This is a genomic window from Dyadobacter sp. HNCC25DJ186 (genome assembly GCF_056895235.1).
The window spans coordinates 44,407-71,364 of sequence record NZ_JBXHAS010000017.1; the positions used below are offsets into that span (position 1 = coordinate 44,407).

At 41.6% G+C, this 26,958-nt stretch carries 31 protein-coding genes and 1 tRNA gene; 14 read left to right on the top strand and 18 right to left on the bottom strand.

From position 1 onward, the window contains the following. Positions 1-167 precede the first annotated feature (167 nt). Entirely contained in the window at positions 168-1,157 is a 990-nt protein-coding gene (locus tag AC1XUO_RS28265) for a Gfo/Idh/MocA family protein (RefSeq protein ID WP_483333196.1), read from the bottom strand. Positions 1,158-1,253: 96 nt separating this feature from the next. Here AC1XUO_RS28265 and AC1XUO_RS28270 point away from each other — a divergent pair, with 96 nt between their 5' ends. The 4 genes from AC1XUO_RS28270 to AC1XUO_RS28285 all read left to right on the top strand — a co-directional run bounded on the left by AC1XUO_RS28270 (position 1,254) and on the right by AC1XUO_RS28285 (position 4,348). Continuing rightward, positions 1,254-1,475 carry a VF530 family protein gene (locus tag AC1XUO_RS28270; RefSeq protein ID WP_235150074.1) on the top strand — a complete coding sequence of 74 codons (222 nt, stop codon included), beginning with the start codon at positions 1,254-1,256 and terminating at the stop codon, positions 1,473-1,475. A 206-nt stretch (positions 1,476-1,681) separates the two neighbouring features. Beyond that, a complete protein-coding gene (locus AC1XUO_RS28275; RefSeq protein WP_483333197.1) occupies positions 1,682-2,566 on the top strand; it encodes a DnaJ C-terminal domain-containing protein in 885 nt (294 codons plus the stop codon). 5 nt (positions 2,567-2,571) lie between these two features. Beyond that, positions 2,572-2,871: a chaperone modulator CbpM gene (locus tag AC1XUO_RS28280; RefSeq protein WP_483333198.1), complete on the top strand. Its 300-nt coding sequence runs from the start codon at positions 2,572-2,574 to the stop codon at positions 2,869-2,871. A gap of 241 nt (positions 2,872-3,112) precedes the next feature. Beyond that, complete coding sequence (locus AC1XUO_RS28285; protein ID WP_483333199.1) at positions 3,113-4,348, top strand: DEAD/DEAH box helicase; 1,236 nt, start codon at positions 3,113-3,115, stop codon at positions 4,346-4,348. 69 nt (positions 4,349-4,417) lie between these two features. On the opposite strand, the gene AC1XUO_RS28290 is transcribed toward AC1XUO_RS28285, so the two are convergent. Then, complete coding sequence (locus tag AC1XUO_RS28290; protein ID WP_483333200.1) at positions 4,418-5,152, bottom strand: SH3 domain-containing protein; 735 nt, start codon at positions 5,150-5,152, stop codon at positions 4,418-4,420. A 72-nt stretch (positions 5,153-5,224) separates the two neighbouring features. Here AC1XUO_RS28290 and AC1XUO_RS28295 point away from each other — a divergent pair. The 7 genes from AC1XUO_RS28295 (at position 5,225) to AC1XUO_RS28325 (ending at position 9,749) form a co-directional block, all read left to right on the top strand. Continuing rightward, positions 5,225-5,297 (top strand) — tRNA-Lys (locus tag AC1XUO_RS28295). 226 nt (positions 5,298-5,523) lie between these two features. After that, the gene (locus AC1XUO_RS28300) at positions 5,524-6,123 is read left to right on the top strand and encodes an Arm DNA-binding domain-containing protein (protein WP_483333201.1); all 600 of its coding nucleotides are present in this window, start codon (positions 5,524-5,526) and stop codon (positions 6,121-6,123) included. Between the two features lie 173 nt (positions 6,124-6,296). Beyond that, positions 6,297-6,599 carry a hypothetical protein gene (locus AC1XUO_RS28305; protein WP_483333202.1) on the top strand — a complete coding sequence of 101 codons (303 nt, stop codon included), beginning with the start codon at positions 6,297-6,299 and terminating at the stop codon, positions 6,597-6,599. A gap of 44 nt (positions 6,600-6,643) precedes the next feature. After that, positions 6,644-7,690 (top strand): tRNA 2-selenouridine(34) synthase MnmH, encoded by a 1,047-nt coding sequence (gene mnmH / locus AC1XUO_RS28310; RefSeq protein ID WP_483333203.1) that lies wholly within the window; start codon positions 6,644-6,646, stop codon positions 7,688-7,690. A gap of 3 nt (positions 7,691-7,693) precedes the next feature. Further along, positions 7,694-8,734, top strand: a complete 1,041-nt coding sequence (gene selD / locus AC1XUO_RS28315; protein WP_483333204.1) for a selenide, water dikinase SelD — start codon at positions 7,694-7,696, stop codon at positions 8,732-8,734. A 50-nt stretch (positions 8,735-8,784) separates the two neighbouring features. Then, positions 8,785-9,225 carry a rhodanese-like domain-containing protein gene (locus AC1XUO_RS28320; RefSeq protein ID WP_483333206.1) on the top strand — a complete coding sequence of 147 codons (441 nt, stop codon included), beginning with the start codon at positions 8,785-8,787 and terminating at the stop codon, positions 9,223-9,225. An 8-nt stretch (positions 9,226-9,233) separates the two neighbouring features. Beyond that, positions 9,234-9,749, top strand: coding sequence for a TlpA family protein disulfide reductase (locus tag AC1XUO_RS28325; RefSeq protein WP_483333207.1), 516 nt, complete (start codon positions 9,234-9,236; stop codon positions 9,747-9,749). Between the two features lie 187 nt (positions 9,750-9,936). Here the strand turns inward: AC1XUO_RS28325 and AC1XUO_RS28330 are convergent, their stop codons facing one another. From AC1XUO_RS28330 to AC1XUO_RS28390, 13 genes are all read right to left on the bottom strand, one after another. Then, positions 9,937-10,851, bottom strand: a complete 915-nt coding sequence (locus AC1XUO_RS28330; protein ID WP_483333208.1) for a helix-turn-helix domain-containing protein — start codon at positions 10,849-10,851, stop codon at positions 9,937-9,939. Between the two features lie 19 nt (positions 10,852-10,870). Next, entirely contained in the window at positions 10,871-11,608 is a 738-nt protein-coding gene (locus tag AC1XUO_RS28335; RefSeq protein ID WP_483333209.1) for an SDR family oxidoreductase, read from the bottom strand. Positions 11,609-11,652: 44 nt separating this feature from the next. Continuing rightward, positions 11,653-11,943 (bottom strand): aldo/keto reductase, encoded by a 291-nt coding sequence (locus AC1XUO_RS28340; RefSeq protein WP_483333210.1) that lies wholly within the window; start codon positions 11,941-11,943, stop codon positions 11,653-11,655. Between the two features lie 75 nt (positions 11,944-12,018). Then, positions 12,019-12,162: an aldo/keto reductase gene (locus AC1XUO_RS28345; RefSeq protein WP_483333211.1), complete on the bottom strand. Its 144-nt coding sequence runs from the start codon at positions 12,160-12,162 to the stop codon at positions 12,019-12,021. Between the two features lie 676 nt (positions 12,163-12,838). Continuing rightward, positions 12,839-13,516, bottom strand: coding sequence for an ABC transporter ATP-binding protein (locus AC1XUO_RS28350; RefSeq protein WP_483333212.1), 678 nt, complete (start codon positions 13,514-13,516; stop codon positions 12,839-12,841). Between the two features lie 2 nt (positions 13,517-13,518). Next, positions 13,519-14,778, bottom strand: a complete 1,260-nt coding sequence (locus AC1XUO_RS28355) for an ABC transporter permease (protein WP_483333213.1) — start codon at positions 14,776-14,778, stop codon at positions 13,519-13,521. After that, entirely contained in the window at positions 14,775-15,905 is a 1,131-nt protein-coding gene (locus tag AC1XUO_RS28360; RefSeq protein ID WP_483333215.1) for an efflux RND transporter periplasmic adaptor subunit, read from the bottom strand. The genes AC1XUO_RS28355 and AC1XUO_RS28360 overlap by 4 nt, the downstream gene beginning before the upstream one ends. Then, positions 15,895-16,674 carry an SDR family NAD(P)-dependent oxidoreductase gene (locus AC1XUO_RS28365; protein WP_483333216.1) on the bottom strand — a complete coding sequence of 260 codons (780 nt, stop codon included), beginning with the start codon at positions 16,672-16,674 and terminating at the stop codon, positions 15,895-15,897. Before AC1XUO_RS28365 ends, AC1XUO_RS28360 begins: the two co-directional genes overlap by 11 nt. Before the next feature lie 104 nt (positions 16,675-16,778). Further along, positions 16,779-17,213 carry a hypothetical protein gene (locus tag AC1XUO_RS28370; RefSeq protein WP_483333217.1) on the bottom strand — a complete coding sequence of 145 codons (435 nt, stop codon included), beginning with the start codon at positions 17,211-17,213 and terminating at the stop codon, positions 16,779-16,781. Between the two features lie 83 nt (positions 17,214-17,296). Next, complete coding sequence (locus AC1XUO_RS28375; protein ID WP_483333219.1) at positions 17,297-17,686, bottom strand: response regulator; 390 nt, start codon at positions 17,684-17,686, stop codon at positions 17,297-17,299. Then, positions 17,683-18,873, bottom strand: a complete 1,191-nt coding sequence (locus tag AC1XUO_RS28380) for a PAS domain-containing sensor histidine kinase (RefSeq protein ID WP_483333221.1) — start codon at positions 18,871-18,873, stop codon at positions 17,683-17,685. The genes AC1XUO_RS28375 and AC1XUO_RS28380 overlap by 4 nt, the downstream gene beginning before the upstream one ends. A 409-nt stretch (positions 18,874-19,282) precedes the next feature. Next, the gene (locus AC1XUO_RS28385; RefSeq protein ID WP_483333223.1) at positions 19,283-19,843 is read right to left on the bottom strand and encodes a helix-turn-helix domain-containing protein; all 561 of its coding nucleotides are present in this window, start codon (positions 19,841-19,843) and stop codon (positions 19,283-19,285) included. A gap of 203 nt (positions 19,844-20,046) precedes the next feature. Further along, positions 20,047-20,607 (bottom strand): helix-turn-helix domain-containing protein, encoded by a 561-nt coding sequence (locus tag AC1XUO_RS28390; protein ID WP_483333225.1) that lies wholly within the window; start codon positions 20,605-20,607, stop codon positions 20,047-20,049. Between the two features lie 311 nt (positions 20,608-20,918). Between AC1XUO_RS28390 and AC1XUO_RS28395 the strand changes: the two genes are divergently transcribed. Next, positions 20,919-21,494 carry a porin family protein gene (locus AC1XUO_RS28395; protein ID WP_483333227.1) on the top strand — a complete coding sequence of 192 codons (576 nt, stop codon included), beginning with the start codon at positions 20,919-20,921 and terminating at the stop codon, positions 21,492-21,494. Between the two features lie 290 nt (positions 21,495-21,784). Here AC1XUO_RS28395 and AC1XUO_RS28400 read toward each other — a convergent pair whose 3' ends face one another. Together AC1XUO_RS28400 and AC1XUO_RS28405 are read right to left on the bottom strand one after the other, a co-directional pair. Next, positions 21,785-22,795, bottom strand: coding sequence for an NADP-dependent oxidoreductase (locus tag AC1XUO_RS28400; RefSeq protein WP_483333229.1), 1,011 nt, complete (start codon positions 22,793-22,795; stop codon positions 21,785-21,787). A 324-nt stretch (positions 22,796-23,119) separates the two neighbouring features. Beyond that, positions 23,120-23,797: a two-component system sensor histidine kinase NtrB gene (locus AC1XUO_RS28405; RefSeq protein ID WP_483333231.1), complete on the bottom strand. Its 678-nt coding sequence runs from the start codon at positions 23,795-23,797 to the stop codon at positions 23,120-23,122. Between the two features lie 319 nt (positions 23,798-24,116). Between AC1XUO_RS28405 and AC1XUO_RS28410 the strand changes: the two genes are divergently transcribed. Beyond that, on the top strand, positions 24,117-24,566 hold the full coding sequence (locus AC1XUO_RS28410) for a hypothetical protein (RefSeq protein WP_483333233.1): 450 nt from the start codon (positions 24,117-24,119) through the stop codon (positions 24,564-24,566). Positions 24,567-24,767: 201 nt separating this feature from the next. Further along, positions 24,768-25,682, top strand: coding sequence for a DUF6544 family protein (locus AC1XUO_RS28415; RefSeq protein ID WP_483333235.1), 915 nt, complete (start codon positions 24,768-24,770; stop codon positions 25,680-25,682). A 96-nt stretch (positions 25,683-25,778) separates the two neighbouring features. Here the strand turns inward: AC1XUO_RS28415 and AC1XUO_RS28420 are convergent. Then, the coding region (locus AC1XUO_RS28420; protein ID WP_483333237.1) for a sensor histidine kinase at positions 25,779-26,958 on the bottom strand (1,180 nt) is incomplete at its 5' end.

A 26,958-nucleotide genomic window follows, 5' to 3' on the forward strand; every position in this document is an offset into this window, starting at 1 on the left:
CACGCTTTTCTTTCAGATTCTTTTCAGGATCTTTTTTTGTACTACCCTTGTCAAGATTTTTACCCTTTGCCATGACTATGAAGATTTATATTTAAGATGTGTAAATAACAGAAATAACAACATATTTTGTATCGCAAGCTACCTAATTTTTTTTAGTTTGTATAGCCTTATGATTTCTGTCCTTTTGTGATCCAGTCTAGGATCAGATTGGCACGTGCACCAGTAATACCCGAACTTGGGCTGGTACCTTCACCTCTCAATTCTTTCACAATAAGTGCAATAAGCGGCTGCTGGACGTGTTTTGGATAAGGGATATTGTAAATTTCTGAGCCGGATTCTGTTTCAACAACAATATCAAATTTTTCAAAAAACGAGAAGTTAATTCTTCCTTTTGAGCCGACAATCTGTGCTTTATCCTCGCGTTGTTCCTTGTTTATTGTAAAACACCAGATTCCATTACCCAATACGCCCGAGTCAAATTCAAAATTTGCAACAGTTATGTCATCGGCTTCATACAACCCAGCCTGATTTCTGGCAATACCTGTTGCTGTTTTGACAGGACCCAGAAGATATTCCAGAAAATCGAACTGATGGGACGCCAGATCGTGAAAATGGCCACCGCCGGAAATTTCTGGTTGCACGCGCCATTTAGGTTTGCGCAATGCACCGATTTCTTCGTCATAGGGCTGCCATTGCAGACAAATGTTTACATAACGGATTTCGCCGATAATGTTGCTGTCTAAGAGCTCTTTAAGTTTTACGAAATACGGCAGCGATCGCCGGTAGTAGGCAACAAAAAGCGGAACGCCAGTCTCCTTGCTGACTGCATTCATTCGGTCACACGCAGCAGCACTCAAGGCCATTGGTTTTTCGACGTAAACAGGCTTACCGGCACGCATCGCTTTTTCCGCGTATTCTTCGTGTACATTTGGCGGAGTCGCTATGTAAATTGCGTTTACATCCGGATCATTTATCAGCTCATCCACATCGCTATACCACTTGGGAACGTTATGACGTTTTGCATAATCTTCTGCCAATGCAGCGTCCCGGCGCATCACTGCTACGAGTTTTGACTTTGGTATTAAATTAAAAGCGGGCCCGCTTTTAACTTCTGTTACGTTGCCGCAGCCAATTATTCCCCATTGTATCTGATCCATATTACCCGAATTTACATTGAACTCCTAAGTAAGCACAATAAGTATTTATTCTAATCGAATTTCCTTTTACCTTTAACATTATACTAAATTTTAAGCATGGAAGGCCAACCGAATAACCCGCTTCATGGGAAGACACTTGAAGCGATTTTGAATGAATTAGTTGAATATTATGGATGGGAGCAATTGGGATTTCATATCAACATCAATAGTTTTCAACACGAACCTAGCGTGAAATCAAGCCTGAAATTTTTAAGAAAAACACCTTGGGCGAGAAAAAAAGTGGAGGATCTTTATTTGAAAATGATGGATCGGAAGTAAACGCTGATTCTGGATTTTTTTAAGCAACAGTATATGTGTAAGTTTTTGAAAATCAACTTTTCCAAATATTTGTATTGAATTAAAAGGATCAAATTCTAATCGAAAACGGTTATATTTAAAAATCTCACATCTAAGGTTTGATCTGTTTGTTTTAGGAAAAAATGGTATATAGTATTTTAGTAACGGATAATTTCATCAAATAAATCATGGCTTTCGTTGATTATTATCAAATATTGGGTGTTCAGAAAAGTGCTACTGAAAAAGATATCAAAGCTGCTTACCGGAAACTCGCCCGGAAATATCATCCTGATGTCAATCCAAACGACAAAGAGGCCGAGAAGAAATTTCAGGAGTTGAATGAAGCCAATGAAGTATTAAGCGATCCTGAAAAACGGAAAAAATATGACCAGTATGGGAAAGATTGGGAACATGGTGCTGAATACGAAAAGGCGCGTCAGTCGCGGGCTGCAAATCAGGGCGGGAATTACTATGGCGGCGGAGACGATAATTTCTCGGATTTTTTCGAGTCTATGTTTGGAGGAGCTTCTGGGTTTAGTGGTGCCCGGGGCGGCAGACAAACCCGTTTCCGTGGACAGGATTATCAGGCAGAGGTGCATCTGACATTGGCCGAGGCATATGAAACCCATAAACAAACCCTAAATGTGAACGGGAAAAATATTCGTATTACTGTCCCTGCGGGTATAGAGAATGGTCAGAATATTAAAATACCAGGACACGGCGGACCAGGAAGTAACGGTGGGCCTAACGGCGACTTGTTTATTACTTTCACCGTAGCGAATGACGAAAAATTCAGACGAGCGAAAAATGATCTGCACGTTAACGTTGATATTGATCTATATTCGGCAGTTTTGGGTGGAGAAATTATTATCGAAACGTTAAGCGGAAAGGTCAAACTTCCGGTAAAAGCTGAAACGCAAAATGGCAGCATAGTAAGGCTGAAAGGAAAAGGCTTTCCGGTTTATAAACAGGAGGGACAGTTTGGAGATTTATATGTGACTTTCAACGTCAAAATCCCTACGAACCTGACTGATAAGCAAAAGGAATTGTTTACGGAATTTTCTAAATCCTGATCCAAATGGATACTGACCAACTGATCGCAATCGATATTTTTTGTGCGAATTATAACGTTGAATATTCCTTTGTTCAGTCGCTTGGTGAGGCTGGATTAATTGACACGGTTATCATCCAGGAAACAAAGTACATTCATATTCCTCAGCTTCAAAAACTTGAAAGAATCATACGTTTACACGATGATCTGGATATAAACCTGGAAGGCATTGAGGTTGTTCACCATTTGCTCAAACGAGTCGAGATGATGCAAAGTGAGATATTGACGCTTAAAAACAGACTGCGATTTTTTGAAGGAAACCTCTGACTTATTTTTTCCTGCCAAGAATTGTGTTACATATCAGCCTTGAAACAAGGTTTTTTAATTGCTGTTTTAGCAGTAATATGGTGATCTAATATCGTTAAGTCGTCTTTCATTTTAAATATTTAGGTATCCGGTAATTGGACTCTCCGAATCAAAAAAATATGAATGCAAAATAACGGCGTATCTTTGCGACATGTTAAATGAGGGCTTATGAAGAATTGTTGGCCCAATCATACCCGTATTTATGAAATTCGAAGATTATCAAATTGTTCCTGAAATAAAAAGAAGTCTGGAAAAAGCCGGATTTAAGAAACCAACGGATATTCAATTTAAGGCCATCCAACCGATAATGAAAGGGGAGGATGTGCTTGCCATAGCGCAAACAGGAACAGGAAAAACGGCAGCTTTTGCGATACCTGTAATCGATATTTTACATCGCAGAAAATCGACCGGACGACCGGACGGAATCAAATGTATCGTCATGGTCCCAACGCGGGAGCTTGCCATCCAGATCACCGAAGTTTTTGATCGTATCGGACAATACACGAAGGTAAAAACTTTTAGTGTTTTCGGGGGAGTGGAACAAGGCCCGCAGATTGCCCAGTTGGAAAAAGGAATTGATATTCTGGTGGCAACCCCCGGACGTATGTTTGACTTGGTAAGCCAGGGACATATAAAACTTAATCGAATTGAGATTCTGGTTCTGGACGAAGCGGATCACATGCTGGACTTAGGGTTTATAAAAGATATTCAGGACCTTATCAAATTCTTGCCTAATACACGGCAAACTCTGTTTTTCTCGGCCACAATTAATGAGAAGATCAAAAAATTGGCTTATTCTTTGGTGAGGAATGCAATCCGTATCCAAATTTCTCCGAATGATAAGGTTGCCAAAAACATTACGCATTCCGTTGCTTTCATCGGAATGGATGACAAGCGCTTTTTTCTGGAACGGGTCGTTGGTGAGAATCCGGAGAGCAAAATTCTGGTTTTTGTCAGAACGAAGGTTCGCGCAGAACGAGTTTTTAAAGCATTGGAAAGAATGGGGATAAAGAGCATTACCATTCACGGCGATAAAGTTCAGGATGACAGGCTGGAAGCGATGAGCCAGTTTAGAAAAGGTGATATTAAAATTTTAATTGCGACGGACGTGAGTGCGAGAGGAATTGATATCGCAAATGTTGATTTTGTGGTAAATTATGATTTACCTGACCAGGCTGAAAATTATGTGCACAGAGTAGGGCGTACAGGCCGAGGTACGCAAAAGGGTATTGCAGTATCATTTTGCAGTCCGGAAGAAAAGCCAATGCTTGATGAAATACAAGGCTTTTTAGGTAAGCCGATCGAGGTGTTAAAAATCACCGCAAATGACTATACTGAGACCATTGATTTTAGTGCAGAACCAAAGGATGACCTTAAAGCACTGATGCAGGAAGTTGAGGAATACCAATCAAACAAGAAGAAAAAAAAGAAGAAATAGAAAAAGGAATTTTTAAAAAAGGAGCTTGCAGACTTAATATTGCGAGCTCCTTTTTTGTTTGTGCGAATTTTAAATATTCCACAAATCGCTTTGTCTGACATACACAATTTTGTTATCCCAAATCACTCTGTCCCATTGGTCGACAGAACCCACTATGATGAGTTTGTGGCCCCTTCCTATTTTTTCTACGACCTGCGAAGCAGACGACGGCTCATCCCTAAGAAAGGTATTTTCGTTGACAATGATACAGGTTTTGTAAAGTGAAGGAATGTTCAGAAGTCCTAACAACGCTCCCAGATAAAAAATAATCGAGATTTTGTGAATTCTCAGGATAGGCTCTTTTCGGCGGACTTTCATGACCATGATCAGAACAATATAGGCACCTAAGGTGAGCAGCAGAATTGGGATATAATCGCCATACCGGCGATAAAAAATAATAAAATAATTATAATCGTCGAACTCGTAACCTTTTAGATTTTGCTCGGAAGCAAGTTTGTCCATTTTTTCAAATAATTTTCTGGACGGATTTATGAGCGCAAGTTTGCTTAGATAATAGAGGCAATCCGTATAATCATTGGATTTCTCAGATAGAAACGCGAGCTTTAAAAGCAGGCTTTGATTATTTTTTTCATCATTTCCGAAATTTTTTTTGTAGAGGGTTGAAGCCTCTGCGTATCGCGCCATAGCGAACAGAGAATCAGCTCTTTTTAACTCATTTCTATCCGACGAAAATGCTTCATATTTGGGTAATATTAGGGCCGCGAAAAGCCATAAAAACATCTTTTTCTTCAACTGGGCTTGCATTTTACTATTAAGAATTCTACTTTTGCATCGCAATTACGGAAAACGCTTCGGCTATTCCAACTCAAATTGTCTGATTCCGTAGCTCAGCTGGTAGAGCAATACACTTTTAATGTATGGGTCCTGGGTTCGAATCCCAGCGGGATCACAAAAGGCACACGAAAGTGTGCCTTTCGTGTTTAAAATGCATTGATTTTCAGCACAGTTAACAAAAAAGCAGGTTATTCTGAATCAAGATAAGTCAAACCATTCGGTCACCTATTCGGTCACCATTTGGATTTGGTAAATTAGGTGACCGAATGAATGTTTGATTGAGGCGATTTGATTTAAGGTTCTCCCACAGCATTTATTGCTAACCTTAAAATGTGTTGAGAATGAAATTCAAACAAAACCTATCCCTGCTGTTATGGCTCTACCGGGGAAAAGCATCCAAAGACGGAAAAGCTCCAATCTATCTGCGCATTACTATTGACGGACTGGACACTCACATTTCGCTAGGCCAGAAAGTTCATCCTGATTTCTGGGATGGCGAAGCTAAACAAGTCAGGAGCACAGGGCTGGAAGCGAAAATGATCAATCAAAAGATCATGCAGGCACAAACGGACCTACAAAGATACTTTATGATGCTGCAAGCCCAGTTTGAACGGTTTACACCTGCAATGCTAAAAAATGTGTGTTCAGGCATGCCTGTCATGCCGGAAAAGACGACTTCAAGTCAAAGCCCCCAGCAGTTTGGTGCCGCCACCAAAGAGCGCCCTTTTAAAGTGGGGCTCAAACTGGTCATTACCTGGGTAAACCGGATCTTGTTTTCGAAACTTTTGGAAGCACAGCTGGTCAGTTACAAAGGTGACGAGGCTTATGCCTTTCTCTATTTCAGGAAAATTAAAAGTTATGATGACCTGATTAGTTTTTTTCTTTTCGGTACTGGCACGTCGGCAGGACAGCCGGGTGGAGGAAGTCAGGAAACATTTTGAAACTTTTTTATTGGGTAGAAACATAAAACCATACACTTCGAATGATCGCTGACTTGACTGGTTCAATGAAAATTATCCATCCATCGCCAATTCTTTGAATCCATTTAAAGTAAAAGCTGAAAAACGGGGCGATACGGGTGATTATTGGTGAGAAATTCGTGCATTTGACTATTATGAAAAATTTGAAAAGCCGAAAATTATGTATCAAATATACCGACCTCGAATCCCGGATCGATCAACTCATTTATCAGTTTTACGATTTGATGCCGGAGGAAATTGCCATGGTGGAAGTCTGGCTGCGATGGGTTTATTGTTCTCTATTTTCAAATAACGATGAGCCAGAATTGGCCGAGGTGATAAGCTTCGCGAAAAAAATGTCTAATTTTAAGATAATTATTTGCATTCGTATGCGGATCAGGGTAGTAATACTTTTTATCAAGAACCTGATCACAAACGCTATTATTCTTAAACACTAGAACTTGTATTAATCCCAGGGGTATCATTCTCTCTGCAGGACCCAATGATAGAAAACATAATCATCGACGCATTTCTGAATTTAAACGGGGCTATCCCCCTGGTTGATGTCCGGACACCCGCTGAATTCGCTCATGGCCATATTCCGGGAGCCTTCAATATCCCTTTGTTTAGTAATGAAGAAAGGGTTTTGGTTGGCACTACTTATAAGCAGATCGGGCGGGAGCAGTCTATTTTGCTGGGTTTTGATCTGACAGGTCCGAAATGGTCGGATTTTATCAGACAGGCATTGTTAACTGCACCCGATAAAAAAATTGCGGTTCATTGCTGGCGCGGGGGCATGCGCAGCGGGGCGATGGCCTGGGCGCTGAATCTCTATGGTTTTGAAGTATTTTTAATTGAAGGCGGTTATAAAAGTTACCGGCGATGGACCCACCGTTTGTTTGCACAGCGTCGGTCGGTCCGGATACTCGGTGGCATGACCGGCTCAGGTAAAACCAAGTTACTGCATGAGCTCCGAAAAATGGGTGAACAGGTAATAGACCTGGAAGATCTGGCCAGGCACCAGGGTTCTTCCTATGGGACGATGAATAGTATGATCCAGCCGACCCAGGAACAATTTGAAAATAATCTGGCAGAGCAATTAAAAGATCAGAACCTTTCCCGCCCGACCTGGATCGAAGATGAAAACCTGAATATTGGTAAATTATCAATTCCCAGATCATTTTGGGAGCAGATGAAAAATGCCGCCCTGATAAATCTGGAAATTGCGCTGGATCAGCGTGTCCGTGAGTTGGTGCTCGATTATGGAGGGTTGGATAAAGATTTTCTGGTAACCTGCACCGAGCGGATTCGCAAACGGCTTGGGCCGGTGCAGACGACCCAGGCAGTAGCGGCCATCAGAGAAAACCGGATGGCTGATTTTATCCGGCTGGTATTGGTTTATTACGATAAAACCTACCGGAGCAGTTTGCAGAAAAGAGATGCCAGCCAGATTTTCACCATCGAGCTGTCTGGTAGCGACAAATCAGAAAATGCAAAAAGGATTCTTAATTTCGCCAGTTCAATTGCTGAAACGCAGCAGGAAATATAATTTATGGAGACGATAGACATACAGTTGACGCAGTATTCCCACGGGGCAGGATGCGGTTGTAAAATAAGCCCGGCCATCTTGGATAAAATTCTGCACAGCCCGATCTTACATCAGGCAGATCCTCGGCTTTTGGTTGGGAACGACAAGCGGGATGACGCCGCCGTACTGGATCTTGGGAACGGCACAGCACTCATTTCGACAACGGATTTTTTTATGCCAATCGTGGATGATGCCTATGACTTTGGGCGCATTGCCTCAGCCAATGCGATCAGCGATGTGTATGCCATGGGTGGCAAGCCGGTATTGGCGATTGCAATCCTGGGATGGCCTATTAACAAACTCCCCGCCGAAGTGGCCCAGAAAGTGCTTGAAGGTTCGCGGGCTGTGTGTGCAGAAGCGGGTATTACTCTGGCAGGAGGCCATAGTATCGATTGTCCTGAGCCAGTTTTTGGACTAGCCGTAAGTGGGATGGTGGATATTAAAGCACTTAAACAGAATTCGACAGCAACAGCAGGTTGCCGTTTATACCTGACCAAACCATTAGGCGTTGGAATTTTATCGACGGCACAGAAACGAGGTATATTGCTTGACCAGGATGCAGCAATTGCGTTAAAAAGCATGGTAACCCTCAACAAACTTGGTGAAGTATTTGGTAAAATGGAGGCCGTGAAGGCCATGACGGATGTGACCGGGTTTGGACTGTTGGGCCATTTGTCGGAGATGTGTGAAGGGAGCGGGTTGTCAGCTGTCGTTGAATTTGACAAAGTACCGGTTATTGAATCTTTATCGTTCTATCTTGAGCAAAGTTGTTTCCCCGGTGGGACGCAGCGAAATTGGGACAGCTATGGTCATAAAGTTTCAGACCTGACGGATCACCAGAAATACATCCTTGCAGATCCGCAGACCAGTGGAGGTTTGCTGGTAGCAGTTTCCGAAGACAAGGCAGAAGATTTTGAGCAGAAACTAGCTTCGCAGGGGCATTCGCTCTTAAGCTTCGGCTGGTTAAAGTCAGATAATGAAGGTCCATTAATCAGCGTGATTTAGTTAAAACTTGCAAAAAATGTTTAATTATCAAACCTAAAATTGCCATTCAAATGAAAAGGTCAACACAAATTTTAAGTTTCATTTTTTTGCTCTTGTCAACCCTGACATTACGGGCACAAACAGCAGCAGAGCCGTGGACAGCCTCCGAGCTAAAACCTACCCGGGAACTCGCTGACCAGATTAATGATAGTGGCAAAAAGAAGCCGCTGATTATCAACGTCGGCCCGCAGGCCGTAATACCGGACTCAAAGGATGCCGGGCCGGGAAGTGAAAAGGACAATATCAAAAAGCTGGAAAAGATACTGGCCGGGCAGGATAAAAACCAGGAGGTTGTAATTTACTGCGGATGCTGCCCGTTTGAAAAATGCCCGAATGTCAGACCTGCTTTCAGAGCGCTTAAAGACCAGGGTTTTAAACAGGCGAAACTATTAAACATTCCTAAAAACATTAAAACCGACTGGATCGATAAAGGTTATCCGGTTGCGAAGTAAGCTTTGTGATGATGAGAAATCGAAATTATTTTATTTTACTGGTCTTGCTCTCGGGGTTCGTCGCCAACGCTCAGAAGACTGAAATAAAGGTGGGTTCTTTAGCACCTGAAATCAGTTTGCCCGCTATGAATGGCAACACCACAACGCTCTCTTCGACAAGAGGGAATCTGGTTTTGGTAGATTTCTGGGCCAGTTGGTGCGGACCTTGCGTGCAGGAGCAGCCTGAGTTAAAGAAACTTTATGCACGCCACGCAAAGAAAAACGCGTCCGGAAAAAAACTCGTGATCTTCGGGGTTTCGCTGGACAGTAAAAAGGAGGCCTGGCAAAAAGCCGTTCGCAAATACGATCTGCCCTGGACACAGGTCAGCGATCTTAAATTCTGGACCTCACCGGTTGCTCAGGATTATCAGATTGAAGCGCTTCCTTTTAATGTGCTTCTGGATGAAAAAGGTTATATCCTTGCCCTGAATTTACATGGCGAAGCGCTAAATGATTTTGTTGATTCTTATTTGAAAAGCAGGTAGAATGAACTGAACAGAATTTATTCAAAAATATTCTGCGAGACGTTCTATGGAGCTTATACTTCCATCAGAATCATCTTGTGCTGCTAAATTGCCACGAGCTGATGGGGGGCTAACGAAGGTTGATCAGTTTTCTGATGGCCTTGGTAAATATTAAGTGACTCTTAATAGTCAGCGATTCTGTCGCCTTTTAATTAAAAGATTGTCTGAATTCCAAAGGTGAAACGCTGGTCTTTGTCTTGAAAAGTTTGCTGAACGATTGAGAATGTTCAAAGCCCAATTGATAAGCAATTTCAGAAACGGATAGATTTGTCATTGATAATTTTTCTTTGGCTTTTTCGATTATTGCATTCTGAATGTATTGTTGTGTGTTTAGTCCTGCCAACGAACTCAATAGATCACTCAAATAGCGTTGCGAAAGCTTCAATTCTGTGCTGATATATTTCACCGATGGCAGACCGTTTTTTAAACTTCTTTCTTCTTCAAAATATTTGTTTAAAAGTTTGTCTAAGGAAGTTATGATGTCGTGATTGACTGCTTTTCTTGTAATGAATTGCCTGTTGTAAAAGCGATTGCTGTAATTCAATAACAATTCTATTTGCGACACCAAAACATCCTGGCTGAAACTGTCAATATTGTTGTCTAATTCATTGGCTATTGTAGTAAATAAATTGACTATTATTTCTTTTTCTTTTGCCGATAAAAACAAGGCTTCTGAAACATCGTAAGAGAAAAAGCCGTATTGATTTATTGTGCCCCCTAACGGATAATTTCTTATAAAGTCCGGATGGAAATACAAAGCGATACCTTCATAACTTTCTATTTCGTCCGTTGGAAAAACTATTTGTTTTGGCTTCAAAAATGCTAATCCGCCTTCTTCAAAATCGTAATATCCCTGTCCGTATTTTATTTGTCCTGTGAATGTTGGCTTAAAGGAAATCTTGTAGAAATCAAGGCTTACTTTATGTCCTTTTGGAAACATTTCGATCGAAACTTTATTATAATCAACCAATGCAATCAATGGATGCAAAGGCGCAGGAAGCCCCAATACCCTAACAAGCTGAGATATGCTCTCAATATGATTTATAATAGATTGCTTTTGCATTTTTTGAGTGCTAATTTAATCAATTTTGCTTTGCAGGACGAATAACGATATCTCCAACTTCTACATCTTTGGGTTGGCTAATGGCATAGATAACCGCATTGGCAATGGCATCCGGGCTAATGGCCAAATTTTCCATATTATTCGTGATGATGGTTTTCATTTCCTGGTTTTTTATATTCGCAGCAAAGCCGGTTTTTACAACACCTGGCGAAATTCCCGTAATCCTTATCGTTCCGTCTGATTCTTGCCTAAATGCTTCCGCGATAGTTCTTACAGCATTTTTTGTACCTGCATAAACACCCTGCATCGGAACAATTTTTATTCCTGATGTCGAGATAATATTGACGATATGTCCTGACTGCTGTTGTTTGAAAACGGGAATTGCGGCCGCCATTCCATACAATACGCCTTTGAGGTTAATGTCATTCATTTCTTCCCAACCGTCAATATCCAATTCGTCAATACGGCTTAATTGGCTGACACCTGCGTTGTTGACGATGACATCCAATTTTCCGTATTGCTCAACCGCGGTATTCACTAACCGGACTAATTCGGATTTATATTTCACGTCAATTTGAGCAAAGGTAGCGTCACCACCTCTGCTTTTAATTTCTTCAACAAGTTGTTGTAATTGTTCTGTTCGTCTTGCACCCAAAACAACCTTTGCACCGTTTTTTGCAAGTTCTAATGCAATGGCTTTGCCAATTCCGATGCTCGCACCTGTAATGGCTACAACTTTTCCTTTAATATTTTGCATCGCTGTTTATTTTTATTTGTTTTTCTAAAATTTCGGGATAGCGGTCACCCACAAGTGTAATCCCGATCCAATTTTGTAGTCCATGGTATCGGTGTTATCCATGGTTTTTGAGCTAGTATCCAGGCCAATGCTAATTGTCCGGTTGTAACATTTTTTTTGTCAGCAATTTCAGACAGTGCGTTAACAAGAACCAGATTGGCTTTTATGTTTTCTTCGCTGAAACGAGGAATGGCATATCTGCGGTCAACATCCTCTAATTTTGAATTTATTGTACCTGTGAGGAAGCCTTTGCCCAAAGGACTGAACGACACGAAATCTATTTCAAGCTCTTCCAATGTTGGTATGATCTCACTTTGGGGTTCAGTCTAAACCTTCTGTCGGTCTGGCATTTTTACAGCCGAATTTTGTGGCTATAACAACTTTTTTCTATAAGGCTGTATTCCTTCGCCAACAAGTTTTTCATTGGTGTAAGGCCCGTAGGCTTCTGCGGAATCAAAAAATGTGATCCACCTTTCAACAGCGTTGCTAAGTAGTTTTACGGCATCTTTTATCAAGACCTTTGCTATCCAAAAAGTTTAAACCCATATAGCCAAAGCCTAATGCTGATACTTCTAATCCGCTAATTCCTAATTTTCTTTTTTGCATAAATTATTTTTTAATTGTTCCTGAAACTGGCTTCAGTTTCAAGTACAAAATTCATAATTGTAGCAGTATAAAAAGTAGTTAGATTGGTAATTGTTGTAGGCAGATCTTCAAGCGTTTATTAAACACCGTAAATTATTTCGCTACCTTTATCTAGCGATTTGATAGTCTCCACATCATCGGCAGATAACTCAAAATCAAACACATGGAAATTTTCATCCATCCTTTTTACATTTGCTGATTTCAGAATAGCAACGTCTTCGTTTTAAATTAACCATCGTAGAGCCACCGGGGCAATACGCTTATTATATTTTCTTGGAAGCACTTTTGAAGGCTCATTATTACAAAGATTATAGTTACCCTAAGCAAAAGGAGCCCAAGACTCCAGCTGGATGCTCCAAGATTTCAAAGCTTTCTGCATTTCTATTTTTTGGAAAACGCATGTGCCTCTATCTGATTGATTGCCCGTACCACACTATGAAGAAGCTTTAAAAATCCCGAAAAATCCGGCTTAACATTTGTCCTCATTGTTGTTACGATTGCAAAAATAGATCCCTGGTTTTTTTTCTGGCTTTCTAATCAGGAAACCTAACTGATAATTTTGCCATCTTCCATATTGATGATCCTGTGAGTCCTTTCTGCAAAACTTTGGTCGTGGGTCACGATGAGTAGCGTCTGGTTAAACTCTTCGGCCAGCCGTTTGAAAATGTCAAATACGACTTCCGTATTCTTTTTGTCGAGGTTTCCCGTTGGTTCGTCACCCATGATGATATCCGGGTTGTTGATCAGCGCCCGGGCAATGGCTACCCTTTGCTTTTCGCCACCTGATACCTGATTGGCGCTTTTTAAAGCAAGGTGTTCAATACCCAGTATTTTTAAACGGTCCATTGCGTTTTGCTCTATTTCCTGTTTTGAAAACCTGCTCAGTTTCAAAGCGGGCAACATTACATTTTTCAGAACAGTGAATTCGTTGAGCAAATAATGAAATTGAAAAACAAACCCGATTTTTTCGTTCCGGACGGCTGCGAGTTGCGGCTCTTTTTTATTTTTCATCGAAACATTGTCTATCAGTAGGTCTCCCTGGAAGTCTGTATCCATGGTTGACAAAATATACAGCAGGGTCGATTTTCCGCATCCGGATTTTCCCGTTATGGAAACAAATTCTCCTTTATCGATTGAAAAGTTCACGTCGCTCAGCACTTTTACAGTAACAGGGTCGCTGAAATATTTATTGATTTCCCTGGCTTCAAGAATGATTTCTCCCATTTTTATTTGCCTCTGATGATGATGACCGGATCTACCTTGCTTGCTTTTCTGGAAGGAAACCATCCTGCAAAAAAAGTGGTCACCAGCGAAAAAACGGTACCGATCAAATAGAAAGTCAGACTGTAGTTAATCGGGTAGGTTTTTATCGTCGGCAATGAAGCCGTTGTGAATGGTACCTGGTCAATCAACATTGACAGGCCGAGTCCCAGCAAGAGCCCAAACATGCCGCCAAAGAAACCAATGCTCAAAGCGATCACCAGAAATATACTTTTTACGTCATTGCCTGAAAATCCTACGGCCTTCAGAATGGCTATCGTATCCATCTTTTCAAAAATCATCATGTTCAAAATGTTATAGATACCGAAGCCAGCTACGATCAGCAGTGTTACGCCTACCGCATAGGAAATGAGCGTGCGGATAAAACTGCCTGTTTCAAACTGTGAGTTGGCAGTTTGAATATCTTCAGCATCGGCTGAGAAAAGCTGTCTGTATTCTTTTGCTGTTTCAGGAGCCAGATTCAAATCCTTTAATTTGATCTGAATGTCGGTAATGTAATTTGCCGCCTGACCGAGCAGTTTCTGGGTGGTCATGATGGAGGCATAACTCTGGGTTTTGTCAAAATCCAGGATACCTGACTGGAAGAACCCGACTACTTTTAGCTGGAAGATTTCGCCTTTGGAGGTCGTCACCTGAACCACATCACCAGGCTCGGCAAGCAGCTTATCCGCCAGCCCTTTTCCAAGTATAATGCTATTTGGAACCCTATCCAGGTCGGAAGCAGTACCGGCGACGATATACTCGCTGAAATGAAAAAGGTTGCTTTCCTTTTGTACCTCAATTCCGTTCACTGCTCCCGTGATGTCGATTGCACCGTCATTGAAGAAAACCTGCGCAGCGATTTTTGGAGAAAAACCCAGGACCCTCGGGTCATTGGAAAGTGCCTGCATGATCGCACCGTTGTTATAGATGGCCTGCCGGCTTCCCGAGGCTTTGACGGAACGGATGAAATTGTGATGGTTACGATAGGTTTTTGCCAGATCGATGGGTTGGTTGGCATTGGGTTTAATCTCGTTGTATAATCTGATATGTGGTGTACGGTTCAGGATGAGTCCGTCAAGCAGATCATTTAAACCAGTCATGAAACTAAGCAGCGTGATAAACATACCAATGCTGAAAGTGACACCGATGGCCGCAACCAGGGTCTGTTTCCACCTTGCCATAAGCAGGGCTTTTGCTATATCGGCGATCAGTCTGATATTCATTCTTCGGGCATTATAATGACATCACTGGCTTGTAAACCTGAAATAATCTCAACCTTCTGATAATCCTTGAGACCTGTTACGACCTTTCTTTTTTCATGGTTTTCCAATAATACATGATCTCCCGGCATAAGGTAATTCCTGGGTATCGTAAGCGCCTTCTCCTTTTTTCGAATCACAATATTGGCCTCACAGGTCAGGTTGGGGTATAATACGGCGGGAGGTTTTATAAATTCGGCTTCAATGGTAAAGGATTTGGACCGCTCGTTCATCACCGGGATAACTTTGCTGACCACTGCCTCAAAAATCCGCCCCTTATAGCTATCCATGGTAAGCAGCATTTTTTGACCGGTACGGATGCTTGTAATGTCATATTCATCGATCTGCAATTCCAGTAAAAAATCATTTGCAGCGCCTACAATTGCAACGGGATTTGCCGTTGTGACCATCTCGCCGGTTTCTTTTAAAATATCATATACTTTTCCGTCCCTCTGGCTTCTGACGGTGAAGTCTCCGGAAGCCGTTCGGGATATTTCCAGGGTTTTCTGAGATTGCTCCTGCTGGAAGGTGATTTGCTTCTGAAGTTCCGCAAAACGGAGTTTCGCAGTCTGGTAAGCGTTTTCGGAACTTTTGTAAGCCAGTTCCCGGGCATCCAGTTCATTGCTTGTCCCTATTCTTTGTGCCCACAGGTTTTTCTGGCGTTGCAGCAGAGAAAGATCATTGTCGAGCTTTGTTTTCGCGAGCCCGATCGCGATGTCCAGTTCATTAAGCTTTTCTTTGTTTGAAGCCAGCGATGCATACCGGGCATTAAGCATAGCATTTTCAGTATTTAATTTCGCGGCGGTGTTCGTGATCTGCATCAGAGGTGTTCCTTTGCTGATTATATCTCCCTTACTGACCAAAATCCTGCTAATGATGCCACTTGCAGCCGCGTATACCTGATACTGGTTTTTGCTCTTCACTACGCCTGATGCGTACACCGATTCGGTAACAGGTTCCAGCGAAGGATGCAATTTATGCTCATCTTTGTTACAACTAATCAGTAAAAACAAAATATAGAAAAGGTAATACCCTTTTCGGATCGATGTTTTGTTCAAAGCTGTTGCGATATATTTTCCTCTAAGCTGCATCCTGAATTTTTCTTATTAGTTTAAGGACCCATTTTCTTGGTATAATACCAACAGCGTCGGCCATGAAATTATTCATAATTTCTGGAATAGCTAAACTTTTGCCCTTTATCATCGCATCGTACCCGTAAGCAGCCACTTCACTGGAAGTGGGTAGTTTGCTATTGTTGAACATTTTACTGTTTTGCATAGATGCTGCTTCCTGAAATCCGCTTTCGGTTGGGCCTGGGCAAAGTGCTGTAACAGTTACTCCCTGATCGCGCGCCTCATTGTCAACTGCCTGCGAAAAACTTAGCACATACGCTTTGCTTGCGGAATATACAGCCATTTTTGGGCCGGGCTGAAAGGCGGCTATTGAGGCTACATTCATAATTCTGCCGCCATTTCTGTCAAGCATATCTTTCAGGTATAATTTTGTCAGCAAAGTCAGCGCGATGATGTTCAGATTTATCATGTTCACTTCTTTCTGTATATCCGTTTGCGAAAAGAATCCAAAATCACCGAAACCTGCATTGTTGATCAGGCAATCGATCTGGATGTTTTTCAAAGTTGTCTGCTCATAAATTTTAAGGGCGGAGCCTTCCAGAGAAAGATCCATTTCAATGACGCAAACAGCGATCCTGTATTTGGAAACCAGTTCAGATTTAAGTATGTCCAGCCTAAACTTATTTCTGGCAACCAGGACCAGATCGCCTCCTTTTGAAGCGTGTATTTTTGCCAGCTCCAGGCCAATTCCGCTTGAAGCGCCCGTAATTAATGCAGTGTAGGCCATGGGTTAACTATAAATTTATAATGAATGTCAGAGGAGCTGTGCTTTTTAAATCGGTCACTAATCCGACTTAAAATACGTTTGATTTCAATATAGTAAAAGTATTTTCAATTGCTGACAGCCGCTAGTTGATCCTGCCAAAGATCCAAACTTTGTATCGTTTCTCTGGCGATTTCCTCCAATGCTTCAACAGTTAAAAAAGCCTCCTTTTCATGTTCATAAACATCCATTCCCAGATATCCGATCTTTCCCTGAACGCAGGCGATTTTTATCCCTCTTCGTTCAGCGGCCTTTTTATCTATCTGGTCTGTTCCGGCTGACCGGGTTGCAATGAATTTAATCCCTATTTCGGAAAGTTTATTGATCACAGTTGCAGAGACATCGTCGCTGGCGGAAACAAGAACCGCCTCTTTCCCTTCTGCAAATCCACAGGTAGCTAAGCTTAGTGCATTGGATATAAGGGTAATTTCGTGTTTTTTTGCGTTGGTCGTGGCTAAAGATTTCTTTTCAAAATTCTTTACACTATATGCGACTACTTTCATGTTACTGGCTTTTCGGTTAAGCGAAATTACCAGTATTATGTTGTGTCATTGGCAGCCAAAGTCATCCAGGAGGGTGATGCTTATCAGTTTTTGCAGTCGTTCTGCTTTTTGGCCAGTCGTGCTTCAATGGCTTGTAAGAGCTCTATTTCATCAAATGGTTTGATCAGGTAATCGCCGGCACCCATTTCTATTCCTTTTCTGAAATCAGTACGCTCGGCTTTTGCGGTCAGAAAGATAAAAGGGATAGAGTCGGTTGCAGCGTTTTTTTCGAGGAAAGACAGTACTCCATAACCGTCCAGCTCGGGCATCATGATATCACAAAGTATCAGATCAGGCCTGCTCTGAAATGCAAGTTCAACGCCTTTTATTCCATTGTCGGCCTGCATAACTACATAACCGGAAAGCTCAAGAATTTCAGCTGTGCTTTCCCTGATATCATTATTATCCTCTATAATCAGGATTTTTTCGTTCATAGCTGTTTTTCAAAATGAAGCGTAAATGATGTGCCCTGATTGATATTGCTTGTGAACTTAACTTCTCCGCCCATGAGTTGGACATAACGGCTGACAATGTTGAGGCCTAAACCTGTTCCGGCAATAGTCCCGGTATTATGCGCCCTGAAAAAAGCTTCAAATAAATGTTTCTGATCTTCAATCGGGATACCAATCCCGTTATCCTGAATACAGATAGTCACGAGCGTCGGCGTAATTTCCGTATTGAATTCGATGAAGGTATTCTCGCCTGAATATTTGATTGCATTGCTGATCAGGTTGATAATAGCATTTCTCAACAGCGGCTGATCCAGATTTACGGTGGCAGAAGTGCCTGTGTGCTGATAAATAATCTGCTGATTCTGTTTGGCGATCAGCTGCATATCTTCGGTAATTTCTTCGGAGAATTTTACAATGTTAAATGCTGTTAAAACCGGCTTGAATTCTCCGGCTTCAAGTCTTTCCAAAGACAGGAAATCATTTAAAACGCCGGTAAGGTGAGATACCAAAACTTTGATTTTAGCTGTATGTCTGGAAATATTGGGACTAATTGAGTCTCCGGAGTATTTCTCGATTAAAATAGAAGAAAGCTGGATTGCGCTTAATGGCGTTCGGAATTCATGAGAGGCCATCGAAACAAACCGGCTTTTCAACTGGCCAAGCTCCATTTCTTTTTCCAGCAATTTGCTTACTTTTTCTTTGGCTTCTTCCAGCGCTTTTACTGTTTCATTCAATAAACACGTGCGCTGCTGTACCTGTTCTTCCAGGTGAAGGGCATATTCTTTTAATTTTTCTTCGGCTTGTTTTTCACGGCTCAGATCATGGATGAACCCTGTATAAATTTTACGGCCGGAAAATTGTACCTCATTGATGCCCAGACGAAATGGAAAAATTTCTCCGGATTTTCTAAGGCCTGTTACTTCCCGCCCAATCCCGATAATCGATTTTTTACCAGTCTGATGATAGTTACGAAGATAGCCGTCATGCTGGTCGCGATCTGGGGGAGGCATGAGCATTGATATATTGTTGCCGATCACCTCGCCGGGTTCGTACTCAAATAGCTTACAGGCAGATGGGTTGATCGATTCAATGATTCCCTTGTTATCGATGGTGATGATCCCATCGATCGCATTTTCAATGATTGCTTTGAGTAGTGCTGAATTTTCCATGAATTTACGATAAGTTCAGCGATTGATACTGGGCAGTAAGGTAAACAATACTTTTTTGTGATGCCGTAGTTATCTCAACATGTGGGCGTTTGATTTACCCCTAATAACGTCTCCAATTCATCCTAAGGACTATTTGGAATTGTTATCTTCTTTCACCCTTGTGTGGGCAAAAGTTTTTTGGAAATGATGGAGGTAATAAGCCATGATTTTCTGGTTAAACAATAATCTCATTTTCCAATAATCATAAGTTGAGATGTAAAAATGACTCTGACAATATTGGCATTAACGTAATAAAATATACGTGCGCTTATTTTGATAATATGCTGTTTAGACTCTCAACGTGAAACCGTAAAGTTGCACTAATAAAATTCATGATATGTTACACATAACATGTTAAAAGTTATAAGTTTTACATGTTTTCCAGCGTATTCCAGCGTTTCAGACTTTGTTGCCTGTAGGTGGAAGGAGACAAACCTGTTACTTTCTTGAACTGGTTCGACAGATGGGAAATGCTGCTGTAGTGAAGTTTGTAAGATATTTCAGTCAGGTTGAGTTCTTTGTATTGAATAAGTTCTTTGACCCTTTCTATTTTATGTTTGATTATAAAGTGTTGTATATCAATCCCCTTTGCCTCTGAAAACAGGTTTGACAAATAGGTGTAGTCATAGCCGATCCTGGTGCTGATGTATTCCGAATAGTTGGTTTTTGGAAGGTCGTCGGTGTAATGGACGAGTTCAATGATCACATTTTTAATTTTTTCAATCAGGATACTTTTCCTGTCATCTAAAAGTTCAAGTCCCGAAGCACTCAGATTCTCTTTCAGGCACCTACGTTGGGATACCGTTATTTTTTTTATCAATTGCACCATACCCATCTCGACGCTGCTGTAAGCAAGTCCCATTTTCGCCAGCTCATTGGTAACACTGATCTTACAGCGTAAACTAACCATGTTTTTAATGTACAGTACCATATCGTCTAAGTTAAATGATTATTCTGGTCGGGATCTCGTGCCGATAACGGAATTATCTGATCTTTTTAGTAAGATCTAAGGTAGGGGTAGCTGTGCCGCTAATTGGTGACGATCATCACTTTCTGATATGATCGTTGATACAATGATACAATTTTGAGCAGAAATTCTTTCTTTTTGCAGGCGGACAGTCCCTTCCAAAAATCTTACATATTTTCAAGATTTTCAGTGCGCTGCATTTTCAGCTTCTTAAAGTAAGAGGGCGTAAGGCCTGTGATTTTTTTGAACTGATTGGACAGATGTGATACGCTGCTGTAATGAAGCCTGTATGCTATTTCTGTCAGATTTACGTCTTCGTACAGGAGCATTTCCTTCACTTTTTCAATTTTATGCAGGATAATGAATTGCTGGATATTCATTCCTTTCACTTCCGAAAAAGTATTGGAAAGGTAAGTATAATCGTATCCCAGTTTTTCACTGAGGAAATCAGAAAAATTCGTTACGGGTAATTCGTCTGCGTAATGCACCATCTCAATGATTACCGCTTTGATCTTCTCAATCAGGATACCTTTTTTATCATCCAGCAGTTCAAGTCCAGACCGGAGCAGGTTTTTCTTAAGCTCGTCATGTTGCTCCTGGATCATATCTTCAAGTATCTCGACGGTTCCCAGATCTACAATCACATAGTGAAGGCCTAATTTGGTCAATTCCTCTTTCACCAAAATCTTGCAACGCAGGCTGACCATGTATTTAATATAAAGTATCATAGGGTAATATGAAGGTTATTTCCGGCAGTCTGATCAGATATTAGTGAATACCAAATCTGTGATTAATGCAACTAATGAAAACTGATGTGTAAGAATTACTCTGTTAAATCCGGCAAGATTTGTAACAGTAAAACATTATCCACTACAACCGTGCCAATATCTTTTTCCAAGCATTTTTATTCGCTGATTATAAAGATGGTTAATTGTCTGCCAGGGATTTTATTTTCTAAAAAAAAACATATCTGCTCTTCCTTCCTGTATGGAATGGATGCGGCAGGAAATGCAATTAAATCTTTAAAAAAAATTACGCAATGAAAAAATTATCAATTACGGTTTTACTGTTCGCTTTAAGCACATGCGCATTTGCCCAGACATTTAGTTTTGGCCCCAAGGTTGGTATTAATGTAAGCAACTATTCTGGTGGTGACATTAATTCTGATGCTAAGGTAGGGTATCATTTAGGTGGAATCCTTAATTTCGGTTTTGGAGAAATCTTCGCTATCCAGCCCGAGGTATTATTTTCTACGCAAGGTGCCAAAGTTGAAAACGCAGGAAGCAAGAAGGATTTCAAGATCAATTACCTGAATATTCCTGTGATGTTAAAGTTTCGGATTGCAACCGGATTTTATGTGGAGGCAGGTCCTCAGGCTGGTGTGCGCTTGTCGGAAAGTATCCCTGACCAGACGATCAATAGCTTTGCGAAAAGCCTGGATCTGTCGCTAGGCGCAGGCCTTGGGTACCAGTCAGACGGCGGCCTGGGCGTTGGCCTTCGCTACATGGCGGGGATATCAAAAGTAGGGGACTTCTCGGGGCGCGAGATCAGCCCGGATTTTAAGAACAGCGTCGTTCAGGCAAGCGTATTTTGGATTATCCCGATCATTAAATAAGGATTTTACATTGGTATGTTTGAAAAATGAAGGAAACAGTAAATCTCGTTTCCTTCATTTTTTATTGGCGGTATAAAGTTTCTTAACTGAGGATTCGACCGCATAAACGGCTGGTCGGAATTGCCTGCTAAGCGTTATACATCAAGAATGAAAAAGTCATTTGTCTTGATCATGCGCAACGGATGGACGAGGTAATCACCCTTCAAACCGAAGTCTGTTGTCAAACCCAGTTTTTTGCAGTTTTTCAATGCCCACGCCAACTATTCCATGTTATTAATTTCATGCTGGATTTATTCCATATCTGCTGTTTGAACGATCATTTTTCCTTCGTTTTTTCCATCAAATAATCCAATTAAAGCCGCGGGAAGTTGGTCAAACCCATGAATGATGGTTTCTGTGGATTTTAATTTTCCATCTTTTACCCATTGAGACAATTGCTGGGTTGCTTCGGGAAATAAACTTTTGTAGTCACTCACAATAAATCCCTGCATCAGTATACTTCTGGTCAGTAGCATCGGCTGCAGCCTTGGGCCGGTGGCATTGTCGGTATTGTTGTAGAGTGAAATCTGCCCGCATAAGGGAATGCGTGAATGGAAATTCATGAGACTGATCACCGCATCGGATATTTCACCTCCCACATTATCGAAATAAATATCGACACCGTCCGGGCAAGCCTCTGCAATCGCCTTTTTTAAATCATCTGTTGTTTTGTAATTAATAGCCTGGTCAAACCTAAATTCTTCTTTTAACAGGTTTGTCTTTTTGTCCGATCCGGCGATACCGATTACTCTGCACCCCTGAATCTTTGCAATTTGACCAACCACAATTCCTACCGCCCCGGCAGCGCCGGAAACTACGACAGTTTCGCCGGATTTTGGTTTTCCAATTTGCATGAGGCCGAGATAGGCCGTTAACCCGGTCATTCCAAGCACACCCAGATAGTTGCTGGCAGGTGCAATCGTTGCATCAATTTTGTGAATTTCTTTTTCTTTAACAATACAGTTTTCCATCCAGGGCAAAGATCCCAGAACATAATCGCCTGTTTTAAAAGAATCTGATTTACTGTTTGTTACCACAGCTACCACGCCGCCTGTCAGTGGCTCGTTCAGTTGAAAAGGTGGAACATAAGATTTGGCATCATTCATTCTGCCCCGCATGTAGGGGTCAACTGAGTAGTATAATCCTTTGAGCAGCACTTCTCCTTCCTTTATTTCGGGCAGATCCATATTTTCGAATCTGAAATTTTCCTTTGTAGGTAAACCCACGGGCCGTGATGCGAGTACGATTTGTCTTGTTGTCATGTCGGTATTTTAAAATATGAAAGAAGACATTTAATATGATTTCTTTCCGGTTTGTTTGATATTATATTAATGCACTGCAATTTTCAGTCCAGAGCAATTCAAAAAAGGATGGTTCAGCTCACTTATCCGGATCAGTTTTTTATTGACAATTTAGTCAACCCAGTTCCGGATACGATCTCTTTTGCCATGCTATCGGCGGGGTCGTCCGTTTAAGCTATCAGATTGTTTTATAAGAGCCACATTTTTAGACGACTGCCGATTGCCGAGAGCCGACGTCAATATTTTCTTTCAATTTGGTTCGTAATGAGGTTTGTTTGTCAAGTATCAGTTTTTATCGAATAACAGAAAGAAATGCGTTCCGGAACCGAGCTCCGATTCCACATGCACCTTCACATGATTTGATTCGAGAATATCGTAAGTAGCAGCCAGCCCGATCCCCATACCTCCGGGCCGGTTGGTGAAATTGGCATTGAAAATGTTTTTAAGATTTTTTTCGCTGATGCCGCAGCCGTTGTCCTCAATCTGCACCACATATTTTCCGGCGATGGACATCGTCACCACTTTCAATTCCCGATACTGCGAATCCATGGCCTCAATCGCATTGACGATAATATTGGTCAGCGCAATTTTCATTTTCGGGCGATTTAGTGCTACGATGCAGTCTGTGGGATCATATTCTTTGCAGACCATGATGTTTTTCAGCAGAATCCTGTCTTTGGCCATTTCGACAACTTCATCCAGCAGATGGTGAATAGACTGGTTTGCCACCTGCGTTTCGTCCATATTTCGGTTATTGACCATCTCATTGACCAGCTCGTTGATTCTTTCTGAGCTGCGTTTGATGATATCGGCATACATTTTCAGCTCATCATCCTGACGCTCCGCAAGCATCAGAGCCAGAGACAGATTAATCGTAGCCAGTGGATTGCGAATTTCATGTGCCAGTGTGGCAGTGAAATCACGAGCCGCGGGTACATCGAATAATGGATTGAATGGATTCATGGGTGGGGCAGTTTAGGCAAGATCCTTTCCGCAAAGGTGCAAGTATTCCGAAGGGAAAGTTTATACGTGAATAGGTAATAGTTGCATGAATCACAGATTTAAAAAGCGATGTGTTTATGCAATTCTGCCAAAAGCGGTAAATGCGTGAACGATACAAGCATTAGCCAGCAAGATGCAACAACTTTGGCTTTTAATATCTGCGAATTTTACATACCTTAAGCAGTATCCTGATCATGTTCACTGAGGCGTCCGGTCGACAGCTTTTTACGCGTTTAAATGATTATTTACCATCTGGTCCTTATCTTTTAAAAATATTGAAATGAAATTATCCATGACCCGAAATCTGCTCATTTTTCTTCTCGGTTTTCTTGGTGTAGGGGCCCTGTTCGGCGGAGGCGTATTGATCATTTCCCCAAGCGGTAAGCTGTTTGGAATGCCCATGTCGATGCTGGCCGCATCTCCGTTTCGTAATTTTCTGATACCGGGCATTCTGTTATTCGTTGTGCTGGGTATCTGTCCTTTGCTGCTGATTTTTGCTTTGTTAAGAAATCTAAAAAGTCCTGTTGCAGAACAATTTAATCTTTTTACAGATATGCGCTGGCCATGGAGTTTTTGCATCTATCAGGCCTTTGCACTGATCATCTGGATCCAGCTTGAAATGGTTTTTTTGCAAGCCGTGCACTGGCTGCATACCTTTTACATGTTTTATGCTGTTGCGATGCTGTTTTTGGCGCTGATGCCGCAGGTGAGGGGTTATTATAAAAAATAGATTACATCAAATTTTCTGTATGGTATCTTTGGATGCACCAAAAATATCGAGATAAAAAAATGAGAAGGCCAACAAAAAGGAAAAGGTCACCACTGACTTTGAAAAGGTGGAAAAAAGCCGGGAGCACAAAAGATCTGTTTGAGGATAATGTAACTCGAGTTTTGGCGTAAGCAGGGTGATGAACCTGGAAAATAATTAATTATGATGAGGATTTTTGTTTTCGTGCTGTTTCTTGCCCAGATTCTGGTGATTTGCTTTTGGCAGGATGCCAGGTTTCTCACCATTGTGAATGTTGCTTTCCTTGTGCTGCTCATCGTAAAATATACTGAGAAAATGTATTATACCAAATTTCAAAATGATGTTAATACCGCTTTTTTGCAAACTGTTTATTCTGATAATTCTCCTCTCACAGAAACGGATATCAGCCTACTTCCTGAGCCGGTAAAAAAATACCTGCGTTTTACCGGCTCGGTGGGAAAGCCCAAAGTGAATAATTTTAAAGTTGAATTTACAGGCAGGATTAGAAAAAACGAGCAGTCAGACTGGATGCCGTTTACCTCAGAGCAGTACAATTTCATGCAGACGCCAACGAGGTTATTTTTTATGAAGGCGGTCATGAAAAGTCTGCCGGTTGCTGGTTATCATTGTTTTAAGAATGGTTGTGCTTCGATGGATATACGGCTGTTTTCCATGTTTAAGGTTCAATATCAGGAAGGTGCCGAAATGGATTTATCTGAGACCGTTACTTTTTTTAACGATATGTGTTGTCTGGCTCCGGCGACGTTGATAGACAAGCGGATTAAATGGCTTGCCACGGAGGGAGATAAAGTGAAAGCGTCTTTTACAAATAATAATATCACAATTTCTGCATGGCTGTATTTCAATGGAGAAGGTGCGTTGATCAACTTCATTTCCCAGGATCGGTACGCTGCTGATGCAGGGAAACAATTGCCCTGGGCAACGCCGTTAAAAGATTATCAGGAAATCGACAGTTACAAGCTGATGCAGAATGCAGAAACCATTTACAGTTATCCGGACAGGGATTTATGCTACGGCACCTTCACACTCACCGAGGTAAAATACAATTGTCAGGATTTTTATAAAGCACCCGCCTGAACGATTTCAGCCGTAAAAGCTACTGCGAAATTTTAATAAAAGGGGTTCGAATTGATCTGATGGATTTTTGCCACACACGGACATAATTCGTTTTACTCAGCTTGCGACGGTTTTTGAGCTCGCTTTAAAATATACAATAAACTCAGAGCCTTTGTCTTTTTCACTTTTCACTTCGATCTTTCCTTCATTTTCTTCCACGAATTGTTTGATCAGCAGCAGGCCCAGTCCGGTTCCGGGTTCCATATCTGTACCCCGTTCGGTAATTGCTGCTCCGGACGACTTGAAAAGTGCTCCCAATTTCTTCTCAGACATGCCCGTTCCGTTATCCTGGATATGGATGGCCGCAAAATCATTTTTACGCGTATAAAAAAGGCTGACCGTCCCATTTCGGGGCGTAAATTTGATGGCATTGCTGATAATATTCTGGAGAATCATTCTGACGTGGTTTTCATCGGCCTCAATCCTGATATCCTCCGGGTTGACGTGTATCACCGTCAGTTGTTTTTGTTCAAAAGCAGGTTTGTATAGTGCCAGTATTTTATCAGCCTCTTCCGTCAGGTTGATTTTGTCAAATGTGATCGTCGCGCCGTTCTGCTGGCTGCTTGCCCAGAGCAGTAGATTATCGATCAGCTCTGAGACCAGGACGATCTGCCGTTGGAAATCTTCAAATAAAATTTCCTGCATCTCTTCGCTCAAATCACCACTTCTGATCAATTCTAACATCTGCCGCACCGAAGCGAAAGGACTTCGAAGGTCATGACCAATGACAGATAATATGCGGTCCTTTGTTTTATTGAGGGATACAAGCTCTTCGCGCTGCATTTGAATTTCTTCTTTTTGTATGCGTATTTCATCATTCCTATGTTTCAGCTCCAGATTCAATGCATTTTTTCGAATGATATTTCGCCGTAGAAAGAAAAGGGCCGAGATAAGCAGCAGGGAGAAAAGGGCCGTAAGCGAGATTACAATCCGGTTGTTTCTGATCACCTGCCTGCTTTTTTCATTTTCACGGAGCAGATCTGCATTCTCAGATTTTTTGTCCTGCAAGTGCAGATAGTTAATTTCCTTTTCTTTTTTCTCGTTCAGAATGCGATCGCCATAAGCGCGGGCAATCGTCTGGTACTCGTATGCTTGCTCGTAATTTTTTAATGCTGCATAACATTTTGAAAGAATATTTGCCGCCCGCTCCGTATCCCAGTCGGCCTTCAGCTCTTTCATTAATACAAAACTCTTGGTGGCATAGTCACGGGCCTGCTGATAGCTCTTTAATTCGTAG